The sequence below is a fragment of the Ruegeria sp. H6 genome, assembly GCF_056532975.1.
In genome coordinates this window covers 90,718-103,316 of the sequence record NZ_JBQFOA010000004.1, presented here as the reverse complement: position 1 = coordinate 103,316, position 12,599 = coordinate 90,718, and the positions used below count along the sequence as shown (strand labels likewise).

The 12,599-nt window shown below is 57.6% G+C and carries 15 protein-coding genes and 1 other RNA gene; 10 read left to right on the top strand and 6 right to left on the bottom strand.

What is annotated here, in order from left to right:
- Window positions 1-114: 114 nt before the first annotated feature.
- Window positions 115-672, top strand: coding sequence for a hypothetical protein (locus ACR0AG_RS10090; protein ID WP_480838379.1), 558 nt, complete (start codon window positions 115-117; stop codon window positions 670-672).
- Between the two features lie 29 nt (window positions 673-701).
- Here ACR0AG_RS10090 and ACR0AG_RS10085 read toward each other — a convergent pair whose 3' ends face one another.
- From ACR0AG_RS10085 to ACR0AG_RS10060, 6 genes are all read right to left on the bottom strand, one after another.
- The gene (locus tag ACR0AG_RS10085; RefSeq protein ID WP_480838377.1) at window positions 702-1,163 is read right to left on the bottom strand and encodes an SspB family protein; all 462 of its coding nucleotides are present in this window, start codon (window positions 1,161-1,163) and stop codon (window positions 702-704) included.
- A 76-nt stretch (window positions 1,164-1,239) separates the two neighbouring features.
- Window positions 1,240-2,490 (bottom strand): chromate efflux transporter, encoded by a 1,251-nt coding sequence (gene chrA, locus ACR0AG_RS10080; RefSeq protein ID WP_480838375.1) that lies wholly within the window; start codon window positions 2,488-2,490, stop codon window positions 1,240-1,242.
- Window positions 2,491-2,739: 249 nt separating this feature from the next.
- Window positions 2,740-3,171 (bottom strand): ester cyclase, encoded by a 432-nt coding sequence (locus ACR0AG_RS10075; protein ID WP_480838373.1) that lies wholly within the window; start codon window positions 3,169-3,171, stop codon window positions 2,740-2,742.
- Between the two features lie 99 nt (window positions 3,172-3,270).
- Window positions 3,271-3,643, bottom strand: a transfer-messenger RNA (tmRNA) gene (ssrA, locus tag ACR0AG_RS10070).
- A 36-nt stretch (window positions 3,644-3,679) separates the two neighbouring features.
- On the bottom strand, window positions 3,680-4,042 hold the full coding sequence (locus ACR0AG_RS10065) for a DUF4345 family protein (protein ID WP_480838371.1): 363 nt from the start codon (window positions 4,040-4,042) through the stop codon (window positions 3,680-3,682).
- Between the two features lie 32 nt (window positions 4,043-4,074).
- Entirely contained in the window at window positions 4,075-4,833 is a 759-nt protein-coding gene (locus ACR0AG_RS10060; protein ID WP_480838369.1) for a FadR/GntR family transcriptional regulator, read from the bottom strand.
- Between the two features lie 85 nt (window positions 4,834-4,918).
- Here ACR0AG_RS10060 and ACR0AG_RS10055 point away from each other — a divergent pair, with 85 nt between their 5' ends.
- The 9 genes from ACR0AG_RS10055 to ACR0AG_RS10015 all read left to right on the top strand — a co-directional run bounded on the left by ACR0AG_RS10055 (window position 4,919) and on the right by ACR0AG_RS10015 (window position 12,594).
- Window positions 4,919-5,710: a DUF2182 domain-containing protein gene (locus ACR0AG_RS10055; RefSeq protein ID WP_480838367.1), complete on the top strand. Its 792-nt coding sequence runs from the start codon at window positions 4,919-4,921 to the stop codon at window positions 5,708-5,710.
- Between the two features lie 4 nt (window positions 5,711-5,714).
- Window positions 5,715-6,419, top strand: coding sequence for a DUF1326 domain-containing protein (locus tag ACR0AG_RS10050; protein WP_480838365.1), 705 nt, complete (start codon window positions 5,715-5,717; stop codon window positions 6,417-6,419).
- Window positions 6,420-6,466: 47 nt separating this feature from the next.
- Window positions 6,467-7,561 (top strand): dimethylsulfoniopropionate demethylase, encoded by a 1,095-nt coding sequence (locus ACR0AG_RS10045; protein WP_480838363.1) that lies wholly within the window; start codon window positions 6,467-6,469, stop codon window positions 7,559-7,561.
- 48 nt (window positions 7,562-7,609) lie between these two features.
- Window positions 7,610-8,605, top strand: coding sequence for an acryloyl-CoA reductase (acuI, locus tag ACR0AG_RS10040; RefSeq protein ID WP_480838361.1), 996 nt, complete (start codon window positions 7,610-7,612; stop codon window positions 8,603-8,605).
- A gap of 168 nt (window positions 8,606-8,773) precedes the next feature.
- The gene (gene frr, locus ACR0AG_RS10035; RefSeq protein ID WP_480838359.1) at window positions 8,774-9,337 is read left to right on the top strand and encodes a ribosome recycling factor; all 564 of its coding nucleotides are present in this window, start codon (window positions 8,774-8,776) and stop codon (window positions 9,335-9,337) included.
- Between the two features lie 9 nt (window positions 9,338-9,346).
- Window positions 9,347-10,078: an isoprenyl transferase gene (locus ACR0AG_RS10030; RefSeq protein ID WP_480838357.1), complete on the top strand. Its 732-nt coding sequence runs from the start codon at window positions 9,347-9,349 to the stop codon at window positions 10,076-10,078.
- A complete protein-coding gene (locus tag ACR0AG_RS10025; protein ID WP_480838355.1) occupies window positions 10,075-10,857 on the top strand; it encodes a phosphatidate cytidylyltransferase in 783 nt (260 codons plus the stop codon). Before ACR0AG_RS10030 ends, ACR0AG_RS10025 begins: the two co-directional genes overlap by 4 nt.
- Window positions 10,858-11,025: 168 nt before the next feature.
- On the top strand, window positions 11,026-12,378 hold the full coding sequence (gene rseP, locus ACR0AG_RS10020) for an RIP metalloprotease RseP (RefSeq protein WP_480838353.1): 1,353 nt from the start codon (window positions 11,026-11,028) through the stop codon (window positions 12,376-12,378).
- An 87-nt stretch (window positions 12,379-12,465) separates the two neighbouring features.
- Entirely contained in the window at window positions 12,466-12,594 is a 129-nt protein-coding gene (locus tag ACR0AG_RS10015) for a hypothetical protein (RefSeq protein WP_480838351.1), read from the top strand.
- Window positions 12,595-12,599 lie beyond the last annotated feature (5 nt).

Below are 12,599 nucleotides of genomic sequence, written 5' to 3'. Positions count from 1 at the left end.
GCTCATCCAAGGTATAGATCACCGTGCCGTTCAATTTTTCGCCGTTAGCGAAAACACAGGCATTGTACCCCGCCGCAGTCGGACTAGAATGAATTGAATCCCAAGGAGGTTTTGATGCGCACATCGTTCATTGGCAGGCACGCATTTGCTTTTGCATCTTGTCTGGCCGCGGCCCTTTGGCTGTTTGTGACCGCGGCGCAGGCCTCGGGCATTGAACCGTTTGTTGGCGACTATACCGGTTCTGCGAGTGTTGTGGATGAAGATGGCACCTCGACTCCCAGAGATATGAGCGTGTCGATCCATGAAACGCGGGGCGGGTTCAATATCAGTTGGTCAACAACAACCTATAAGGCCGATGGCCGGGTCAAGGCTGAGAAATACTCGGTTGATTTCCAGACCTCCGCCCGGCCGGACGTGTTTTCGGCCGCGATGAAGCGCAATGTTTTTGGTCACGAAGTGCCGCTTGACCCAATGAAGGGTGAACCCTTTGTCTGGGGCCGGATCGACGGCGATACCCTGACCGTATTCTCGCTGTTCATCGATGCACATGGCGGGTACGAGCTGCAGCAATTCGACAGAACGCTGGCAGACGGGGGACTGGATCTGTCCTTTTCGCGGTTCCGCAACGGCATCAAATCCAGGTCGGTTGAAACCTTCCTGAAAAAGGAATGACCGCCGAAAGGCTGGCGGTCTGATCGGACCTATTTTCTGAAACTGTCCAAAGACACCACATCTGCATCGTGATGGGGTTCTTCTTCGGGTTCGACCTCAAGCACGTCTTCGGGCACGAAATCCGCCTCATCCTCGTCCTCTGGGCCTTCGAACCGCAGCCCGAACTCGACCGACGGATCAACAAAGGTCTTGATCGCGAGGTAGGGGATATACAGAGGTTCGGGCGCGTCGCCGAAATTCAGGGTGATCGAAAACCCGTTGTCGCCGACCTCAAGGTTTTCGAACCAGTGCTGCATGACAATTGTCATCTCATCCGGATAGCGCTGACGCAGCCAATCCGCGATATCGACGCCCTCTTGCCGCGTGTCGAACGTGATAAAGAAATGATGCGCGCCGGGCAGGCCGTTTTGAGCAACATCGGTCAGAACGGTCTTGATCAAACCGCGCATCGCGGTGTGCATCAGGTTTCCATAATCAATGCCTTGCGACATGGGTCTTCCTCGAAAGTGGTTGGTCTCAGCATAGGCTATTTGGTCGGAAACGAAAGAGCAGGTTGCACCTGATTGTTCAGATTACGTGCAATGCCATTCCCGCCAGAACCATCAGCGACAATGATACGGCTAAACCGGATTTCAGGCCATAGATCAACAGCCCCGCGGCAATAGTTAAGGCAACCGCTGAAACATCCAGTGTCGCAAGTTCTGGCGCAGGAACGGTGATGGGGCCCCAGCTGATTGGTGACGTGTCCTGGAACAGGACATTCAGGCTGAACCAGACAGAGAGGTTGAGAATCACGCCAACCACCGCGGCGGTGATTGCGCGCATCGCTCCGGCCAATGCGGGGCGTGCGGCTATTTTATCCAGGTACGGGGCGGCCAGGAATATCCACAAGAAACACGGGACAAATGTTGCCCACAGCGCAACCAAACCAGCGGCAATCGCCAAAGCCGGGCCACCAGCGATTTGACCGCTGAGCATGGCGACGAATTGTGTCACCAAAATCAACGGGCCCGGCGTCGTTTCCGCAAGACCAAGCGCGTCGATCATCTGACCGGTGCTGATCCATTCGTAACTGCCTACAACGGTTTGCGTCATATAGGTCAGCACTGCATAGGCCCCGCCAAAGGTCACCACGGCAAGACGCGCAAAGAACCAACCCAGATCGCTGAGCAGTGTTTGCCCTGTAACGGTTAGAATCACCAATGGCCCCAGCCACAACGTCAACCAGATCGCAGCGGTGCGTATCGGATTGGCCAGCTTGGGCGCGGGCTGGGGGACCGTTTCCGCATTACCGCGCGAAGTCGCGTAGCCCCACACGCCGGCCAGAAGGATGATTAGCGGAAAGGGCAGGTTCAACGTGAAAATGGCCAAAAAGGCCAGGATGGCGATTACGCGGTGGCTTTGTTCAGTCAGGGCCTTACCGGACAGGCCAATCAACGCCTTCAATACAATGATGATGACGGTTGCCTTGACGCCCAAAAAGGCCGCTTGAACCAGGGGCAGGGTGCCAAACTCGGCGTAGAGCCCGACCAGAACCGCGATCACCACTGCGCCAGGTAGGACGAACAACGATCCCGCGATCAGCCCGCCAGCCACGCCACGCAGTTTCCACCCTGCGTAGGTTGCAAGTTGCATCGCCTCGGGGCCCGGTAGCAGCATGCACAAGGAAAGCGCACGCAGGAATGTCTGTTCGTCCAGCCACGGACGTTTTTCCACAAGCTCTTGGTGCATCAAGGAAATCTGAGCGGCAGGCCCGCCGAAGGACAACAGGCCAATGCGGCCAAACACTTTGAACAAGTCGCGGGCAGAGGGTGTCATGATCGCCCTTTGAACCAAGAGGGGGTCACGCGACCCATACGGCAGGGTTTGGCGATCGGCCCACGCACGATCCGCTGCGTAGGCACAAGCGTATCCGTTGAGAATAAGGCTGGCGCGTGCATCGCATGTCTCCCGAGTGTGGTCGGATACATGCGAAACCGGAGCCCAGGGCCTAGACGGTCGCCGCAATCTGATCCCTTTGCTTTTGCCTAGGGCCAAGCGTCAGAGGGGTCAAGCATGTGTGCTGAGTCAGGCCCAATCCAGCCTTTGACCGGTCATGCAAACCGGCAGCGTGTCTTGCGGAAACTGGCCCAACTGCTCGAACAAAGAGATAAAGTCGAACTGGTTATAGGCCTCTACCATCTGCCCGTCGCGAATGCGGGCGATCACGCTGCCTGTCGCCTCAAGCGGGGCACCATTGTCGGCGCGTGTTGTTTTCAGGTGAATGATGGCTGAAACCCAATCACCGTCTTCGGTGATTTTCGGAAGCTCGACCTTGATATCCCCCAGAATATGACGGAAGGCCATTACCAGATCGCGGAAATCATCCGCGCCCACCTGCATCTCGGGGATCAGCCCTTCGGCCATGGTGTCAGGGGTAAAGAACTGGTCGATGGCATCGGTATTGCCCTTTTCCCAGACTTCCGCATACCAGTTTCTGAGCAATTCTGCGTTCGACATCACGGCCCTCCTTTTTCCTGTCTTTGACAGCATGGGACCAAAGAATGAAAAAACCCTGAACGCGCGCAAAAAAGCGGATTAAGCTTAGTCTTAAGGGAAAATGCAGGTTTCTGTTGCCAGGTACCTGCGAACCCCGCCTTACGCGGCTAGGCGCAAGGGCTTAGATTTCGGTCTTGTTACTGCTTACGCAGCAACTGCAACCGGAGCACGATTGTCGTTTGCAATTGTACTAGTTTCGCCGATAACGGTGGCAGACAGCCGAGACAAAGCTAACCCCTTTAGACGTTCGTCGATCCTATTTCGGCCCCCCGATTCTGAAAGTGATCCCCAAACGAAGGATGCCCCCAGAAGGTATATGGTGGAGCCGCCGGGTACCGCCCCCGGGTCCGATCCGCTTATTACGAGCGCGTTTATGTCCATAGTCCCGAAGGACACATCTTATATAGGTGAGGCGGCAAACAGATGCAAACCGAGAATGCAGGATGGCATAGTCAGCTTTCACAGGGGTTTAAGCCGTCCTGTTAATGTTTGCAGCGATCAGCCAAACGGCCAGAGCCAGCTCAATCCCCCCGAATATCAAGGCTTTGGCAAAGGGCGGATTGTCCAGAGCCAGGGATACAAAACGACCCAAGGCAGCGCCGGAATAGACAACGCCCAGCATCACATAGGCCATCGGATTGTTCAGCCACAAAACCGCAATTCCGGTCACAACGAACAGCCCGCCGACTGAGGCGCGCATCTCGCTGAGGCCCATATTGCTGGTCGTGGGCGCCAGATCCAGCGCATTGGCGGTGTAGGCGGGCGCAAGAAAGCCAAAAAGGCCAAAGCCAATCGTCAGAAGCGCTGCGATTGCGTTCAGGGTGGGTACCATCGGGGCCTCGTGTACTTGTGTTCCGTCGCAACCTAGCCCAACTGGGCAGATTGAACAGCCCCGGTATCCTTTCTGCGCTGCTCTGCAACATCCCGAGCCAGTTGCCGCGTGTATTCTTCAAGCGCGATCAGGGCGCTCTCGACTACCGCGGCATCCTGCGTCTCAAGCCCGTCCGCGATCTTGCTGTGAAGCTCGATAATCGCTTCGCGGGATCGCGCCGTGAAGGTGATCATGTTCATCAGCGGCTGCATTGCCTCGACCGCGCCGGCGAGTTGATAGGACAAAACCGGGTTTCCCGCACCGTCAACCAAGGCTCGGTGAAATGCCACGTCAGACGCGCAGAACGCCTCATCCGTCAGACCGGGTTGTGCCTGCCGGAAGATCTCGGCCCGCATGGTGGCCAGATGATCGGCGGTGCGCCGCTGGGCCGACAGGGCGGCACAGGCGCGTTCCAGCGCGTATCTGGCCTCACACGCGGTATCGAAGCTTACTGCGTTCATCGACAGCAACAGGGTCGAAGTTGTGATCTGCTGGGAATACGCATCCTCAAAGTTCAGACGGTTCACGAATGCACCACCTGACGCCCCGCGCTGCGTACGGATAAGCGATTGTGCGGCAAGCCGTTTCAGCGCCTCGCGCACCGTCGGGCGTGAGACATGGAATTGATCGGCAAGCTCGGCCTCGGACGGCAGGCGCTCACCAACATTCAGCTCGCCTGAAACGATGGCACTGCGAATGGCCTGAGCGATCTGAGCCGACAGATCGGCAGGCTTTTGCGGGTCAATCTTCATAATCAGGGGCTCATCGCGACTTTTTATTTGTCTGACATTTAAAAGTCTGACATTTGAAAAGCAAGGACTGAGTCGGGAGGAGCGCATGAGTCGCGCAGTTCTTCGCAGCACGTTGTGGTTGGGCTTTTACGCCGCGATCCTGTGGTCGTGGTGGATGATGTTCACCATGAGCCGCGATATGGATCTGGACTGGATCGGCCGGCCCAGGCCCATGGGGCAAGCCATGGCCGCGATGGATCCACGCATGGACATGTATATGCCCATGGCCGAATTCGGCCCATTGTTCTGGATGTGGGCGATCATGATGGCCGCGATGATGCTGCCAACACTTGTTCCAACATTGCGCAGCTATGAGGACCTGATCCGCAGTGCCGACGGCACGCGGGCAGGGTGGCTGGGTGTGCTGAGCGGCTATTTCATCGTGTGGGTTGGATTCGCCGCTGTTATCACCGGTGCGCAACTGGTCCTGCTGTTTGGCGGCGTGGTCGACATGCTGGGCATCGCCAAATCGCCTTACCTTGCTGGCGGTTTGCTGATTATCGTCGGCGCCTTTCAGTTCAGCCGCACGAAAGAGGTCTGCCACGGCGTTTGCCACGCCCCGATGACTTACTTTCTAGGGCATTGGAAAACCGGCTTTGGTGGCGGGTTTCGCATGGGGCTGGGGCTGGGTGCGTTCTGCGTTGGCTGCTGCTGGGGCTTCATGGCCCTTGGTTTCGTCGGCGGGGTGATGAGCCTGCTGTGGATGGGCCTGGCGACGCTGTTCATGGTCTTGGAGAAACTACCCCAAATCGGGCATCGCGTGACGCGCCCAATGGGGTTTGCATTGATTGCGGGCGGTCTCCTTCTGCTCGGCTATCACATTATAAACGGAGGGTAATGCTATGGCTAAAAACAGAAAACAAGATGCCGACAAGCTGCCGATCAGCCAACGCATCGACAGCCGGATGCCTAATCCCAAACGACGGGACATGAGCCCCACGGATTGGGCAATCAAAGGTGAATTGATCCTGAACTGTTCATGCGACGTGTTCTGCCCCTGCGTGGTTTCGCTTGGCGCGCACCCTCCGACCGAGGGGCATTGCCACGCCTGGATGGGTATCGTGATCGATGAAGGCCATTACGAAGGCGAGGATCTGTCCGGCCTGAACGTGGGTCTTCTGGTCGACATCCCGGGCCGTATGGGCGAGGGGCAATGGAAGGTCGCCGCCTATGTCGACGAGCGTGCCAGCGGCAAGGCCTATAACGGCCTGCTGCAGATCTTCAGCGGACAGGCCGGAGGCACAACCGGGCTGTTCACCATGCTGGTCAGCGAGATCATCGGGGCAGAGCGCGCCCCGGTTCAGATCGAACGTGACGGCACCAAACGTCGGATCATGATCGGGCGCAAAATCCAGGGTGAGATTGAGATGCTGGCGGGCAAGGAACCTGAGCATCCCGTGATGGTCTCGAACTCGAAATACTGGATGGGGCCGGACATCATCGTGGCGCGCGGCACGAAATCGAAAGTGCGTGACTATGGCCGTGTCTGGGACTTTGGCGGTAAATCGGCCGAGATTTGCCCGATCGACTGGCATGGACCGAAGTAATTCGGTTCTGTTAAATCCAATTGAATATCAGCCAATAGGACGCTGAAATGGCATTCATAACTCCGAACCGCCGTGTACGAACCACGCCGTTTACACCGGGCGTCGAGGCCGAGGGTGTTAAGGGCTATACCGTTTACAACCACACCCTGCTGGCCACCGTGTTTGAAAGCGTTCAGGCGGATGCCGCGCATCTGAAACAGCATGTGCAGGTCTGGGATGTGTCCTGCGAACGGCAGGTCCAGATCAAGGGGCCGGACGCGCTACGTCTAATGAAGATGATCAGCCCGCGCGATATGGACCGAATGCAAGCGGATCAGTGTTACTATGTCCCCGTTGTGGATCATCAGGGGGGCATGCTGAACGACCCGGTGGCGATCAAACTGGCCGATGATCACTATTGGCTGTCCGTCGCGGATGGAGATCTTTGGCAATATGCGCTTGGGTTGGCGATCGGGCTTGGTCTGGATGTTGACGTTTCCGAACCCGATGTCTCGCCACTCGCCGTGCAGGGCCCGAAAGCGGATGAGCTTATGGCGCGGGTATTCGGTGATGAAGTCCGTGACATAAAATTCTTCCGTTACAAACGCCTACGGTTCGAAGATCAAGCCTTCGTCGTAGCGCGATCTGGCTGGTCCAAACAGGGCGGCTTCGAAATCTATGTCGAAGGGTCCGAATATGGCATGCCGCTTTGGGACAGCCTGTTTGCCAATGGGCGCGACCTGCATGTGAGGGCCGGTTGTCCGAATGGAATCGAAAGAATTGAAAGCGGGTTGCTGAGTTTCGGCTCGGATATGCGGCGCGAAAACACGCCTTATGAATGCGGGCTCGCGCGGTTCTGCAACTCACCTTTGGACTTCATTGGCAAGGCTGCTTTGGCGGATCAGGCGGAAAACGGACCGCCTCGGCAGATCCGGCCGATTGTGATCGAAGGTGAGATCGGGCCATGCACCGGATCCTGGCCGCTGATGGCGGGTGGCGCGCAAGTGGGGCAGATCGCATCAGCCGCGTATTCGCCCGAGTTCGGTGTGAATGTCGCGATCGGGATGGTTGACCGGGCGCATTGGGGCGCCGGAACGCGGATCGAGGTTCTGACCGAACACGGAATGCGTTGGGCCGTGGTTCAGGAAAAGTTCTGGCGATAGCCGGTGAACAACAACACGTCCGTTTGGACGGATATGGGAGATTACATGATGTTCAAATCATTACTTGTTGAAAAAGATGAAGAAAGCGGCTTGGCAAGCGCGTCGATCAAAGAGCTGTCAGACGCTGATCTGCCACATGGCGACGTGACGGTTGCCGTCGAGTATTCCACAGTGAACTACAAGGACGGTCTGTGCCTGTCGCCCAAGGGTGGCGGGCTGGTGCGGAACTACCCGCACATTCCCGGGATCGACTATGCCGGTAAGGTCGAGGCGTCCTCGGATGATCGCTACCAACCCGGCGACAAGGTCGTGCTGACTGGCTGGCGCGTGGGTGAGGCGCACTGGGGTGGTTATTCGCAAAAGGCAAACGCATTGGCGGACTGGTTGGTGCCGCTGCCCGACGGGCTGAGCACGCAACAGGCGATGGCGGTCGGCACCGCCGGCTTCACCGCGATGCTGGCGGTCATGGCGCTTGAGGATCACGGGATGACACCTGATCACGGCCCGGTTCTGGTAACCGGCGCCGCTGGCGGCGTCGGGTCGGTTGCTACCGCCATTCTGGCCAATCTGGGATACGAGGTCGCCGCGGTGACAGGGCGCCCGGAAACCGGGGACTACCTGAAATCTCTGGGCGCGCAGACCATTGTGCCGCGTGAGGAGCTGAACGAAACCACCAAACGTCCGTTGGAAAGTGAAACATGGGCCGGATGCGTGGATGCTGTGGGCGGGGACATGCTGGCGCGGGTTCTGGGGCAGATGAAATACGGCTGTTCGGTTGCGGCTGTGGGTCTGGCGGGCGGTGCGGCCTTGCCAGCAACGGTCATTCCGTTTCTGCTGCGCGGGGTGAACCTGCTGGGCATCGACAGCGTCATGCAGCCCTATGACAACCGCGTTCGTGCATGGAAGCGTGTCGCCTCGGACCTGCCGATGGACAAGCTGGAAGCCATGGTGCACCCCGCCACGCTCTCGGATCTGCCGCAACTGGGTGCAGATATTCTGAAAGGACAGGTCAAGGGTCGCGTTGTCGTGGACGTGAACGCCTGACGCCAAGGGGAAACCCTGGCCAGGAGAAATTCCGGCCTGGGTTTTTGCGGGTAAAGAAACCAAACACCTCTGGTCTTTACCTCAATTCCTGATCATGATTGCTATACATCCCAATTCCGATGGCTTATGACCCACCGGAATACCACCTGAAGACGGGGAGTGAGCAGCATGTCTGACGATTTCGAACTGGACACCGATGATCTGAAGCGGCGCATGGACGGCGCGATGGCAAATCTCAGGACCGAGTTTGCATCCCTGCGGACCGGGCGCGCCTCGGCTTCGATGTTGGAACCGGTCATGGTAGATGCCTATGGTTCGATGACGCCAATCAATCAGGTAGGGACCGTGAACGTACCCGAACCTCGGATGGTGACTGTAAATGTCTGGGATAAGTCACTGGTCGGAAAGGTTGAAAAGGCGATTCGTGAAAGCGGGTTGGGCATCAATCCGCAGCTGAACGGCACGATCATCATGCTGCCGATTCCGGAGTTGAACGAAGAACGCCGCCGTGAGTTGGGCAAGGTCGCGGGCCAATATGCGGAAAGCGCGCGTGTTTCGATCCGCAACGTGCGGCGCGATGGGATGGACCAAATCAAGAAGGGCAAGGCCGATGGATTGTCTGAGGATGACCAAAAGCTTTGGGAATCCGAGGTGCAGGACTTGACCGACGAGATGATCAAGGCGGTGGACGAGGCGCTTGAGACAAAGCAAACCGAGATCATGCAGGTCTGAGGCAGGCGGATGCCCAAGGATCCCCATATAGAGGCACCGCAAGGCCCTAAACACGTTGCGATCATCATGGATGGCAATGGTCGCTGGGCACAGGCGCGAGGTCGGCCAAGACTGTTTGGCCACCACGCCGGAGCGCGGCGTGTGCGCGAAGTGGTCGAAGCCTGCCCACGTTTGGGGATCAAGTACCTGACAGTTTTTGCCTTCTCGACCGAGAACTGGAAACGCACCCAGGTCGAGGTCGCAGGTCTTATGAACCTGTTCAAACGCTACATCATCAAGGAAACCCAGACGCTGAAGGAACACGGTATCCGGGTGCGTTTTATCGGGGATCGTGTGCGGCTCGACAAAAAGCTGACGGACCTCATGGATATGCTGGAGCGCGAGACCCAAGGCAACGATCTGGTTCACCTGACGGTTGCTCTCAACTACGGAGGCCGGGACGAGGTAGCCCGTGCCACCAAACGTCTGGCCCGTGATGTGGCAGCAGGTAAGTTGCGGCCCGAAGATGTGGATGAAGAAACGTTGCCCAAGTATCTGGATACACGTGTTCTTCCGGATCCGGACCTGGTCATTCGCACCAGTGGCGAAGCGCGCATTTCCAATTTCCTTTTGTGGCAATCTGCCTATTCGGAATATGAATTTGTCGATACTCTGTGGCCGGATTTCACAGCCGCCGAACTGGAACATCTTTGCCAGAACTATGGCGCGCGTGACAGACGATTTGGGGCCGTCCCCGCATGACGGATGGCCGATGGTCTGACTTGACGGCACGCATTGCCTCGGCCGCGGTGCTGGTCTGCATCGGCGCTATCGAGGTCTGGCTTGGCGGTTTGTGGTTCGAGGCGTTCATCGCGGTTGCCTGTGGCCTGATGACCTGGGAACTGGTTCGAATGATCGTTCCACAAAAACAGGCCGTTGCAATTCAACTGGCCGTGCTGACCGGGCTGGCTGTTGTCATAAGCTATCACTTGCCGCCGCTCTTCAAGCTGCCGGTTCTGCTGGCTCCGGCGATTGTCGGGGCAGGGCAGATCGGCAAAGAGCGCGGGGTCTACGTGCTGTTTGCCTTCTGGATCGCGGCCTCGGGCCTTGGGTTTATCTCGATCCGCGAAACCATGGGTTTTGGCTGGATGGTCTGGCTGATCTCGGTGGTCGTCGCCACCGACGTGGCAGGCTACTTTGTTGGCAAGGCCGTCGGTGGACCCAAGTTCTGGCCCAAGGTAAGCCCCAAGAAAACATGGTCGGGAACCGCAGGTGGCTGGTTTGCGGCTGCAATCGTGGGTGCGATCTTTGCCGCCTACGCAGGGTTTGGCGTTCTGTTCGTGATCGTCTCGGTCCTGGCCTCGATGGCGAGCCAGGTCGGAGATATCGTTGAAAGCGCAACAAAGCGCCGGTTCGGCGTCAAGGACAGCTCGAACCTCATCCCGGGTCACGGCGGGTTTCTGGATCGGTTCGACGGCATGATGGGGGCATCGCTTTTTGTTTTGATCGCAGGCCTGTTCTACGCGCCCGGCGCTATGTGAACAAAACCACTGCGAAGGCCCGTCATCAGACCTACTATTTTAGTTCATGACACAATAAACCGGAAACGGCCTTAATGATGCCGTTTTGCCCCTTGATAACGCGCTACAAACGGGCCATCTGGCACTTAACTTGGTCGAAAAGCTGTTAACCAGCGAGCAGGAAATAAATTGGACATTCTTTCTTTGATTCCACAGTTTGGCGGATTGCTGTACACGATTGCGGCCTTCGTCATCGCCTTGTCCGTCATTGTCGCTGTGCACGAATATGGCCACTACATCGTGGGGCGCTGGTCCGGCATTCATGCCGAGATTTTTTCAATCGGTTTCGGCCCGGTTTTGTGGAGCCGCGTGGACAAGCGCGGGACCCGCTGGCAGATCGCATTGCTGCCGTTTGGGGGCTACGTCAAATTTCTGGGCGACGCCAACGCCGCGTCGGGCAAGGACGAAGAGGCGATGGACAGCATTGCCGAACAAAGCCCGGCTGAATTGCGCCGCACGATGCATGGCGCACCGCTTTGGGCGCGGGCAGCCACGGTTGCCGCCGGTCCTGTCTTTAACTTCATCATGTCGATTCTGGTGTTTGGCCTTGTTTTCTGGTCTCAGGGCGTCTCGCGTGAGCCGTTGACGGTTGGCACGCTTCACCCGCTGCCGGACACTGTTCAGGGGCTTGAGGAGGGCGACGAAATCATCGCTGTGGCGGGGGTGACCACTCCGGACGTCGACAATGACAAGACATGGTCTGACTTTACCTCTGCGCTGCCGGTAGAGCCTGTGCTGGACTACACCGTCCTGCGCGACGGAGAGACCTTGGATGTGCCGGCACCCTGGTTGTTTCCGCCGCTGATCCGTCAGGTCTCACCCCGAAGCGCAGCCATGGATATTGGCCTAGAGTCAGGGGATGTGATCACGGCGATCAACGGCGAGCCGATCTTTGCGTTCGAGCAGTTGAAAGAACATGTGGAGTCGTCGGACGGGCGGGTTCTGCTGCTGAATGTGTGGCGCGATGGTACGGATCTGGAATTCGCGCTGGCCCCCCGCAGAACGGATGAGCCGCAGCGCGATGGCGGATTTGTCACCCATTGGCGCATCGGTATCGCGGGCCAGATGATGCTGGAACCAGCGACCGTTCCGGCCGATCTTTGGGATTCGCTCAAGGGTGGTGTGAACCAGACCGGGCGGATCATCGAGGGGTCCTTGTCAGGCATTTGGCACATGATCACCGGCGCGATCAGTACCTGCAATATTTCGGGGCCCATTGGGATTGCCGAAACATCAGGCGCGATGGCCAGCCAAGGGGCGCAGAACTTCATTACGTTCATCGCGGTTTTGTCGACGGCGGTTGGTCTTTTGAACCTGTTCCCAATTCCGGCGTTGGATGGCGGGCATCTGGTGTTCTATGCCTATGAGGCGGTTTCCGGAAAACCGCCCAGTGACAAAGCGTTGCGGGTGCTTATGGGCATCGGGATTACGCTGATCCTGTCGCTGATGCTGTTTTCGGTCAGTAACGACCTGTTCTGCTGAATAAGGCAATTGCGGCACGTCAATGACGCAATGTTGCCTTATTTCAAGGCTAGAAAACGGGCATAATTTTGTGTTTGGACCGGTACGATGACCAGAGCATTGCAAAAATCATATCAAAGCTTCAGCTTCCTGTTCCAATTGAACTGGGACGTTCTTCTGTGTTTCGGTGCCACCGCACTGGCCCTGGCAGCAGGCGGCTATTTACTGGGCCTGTGATTCCC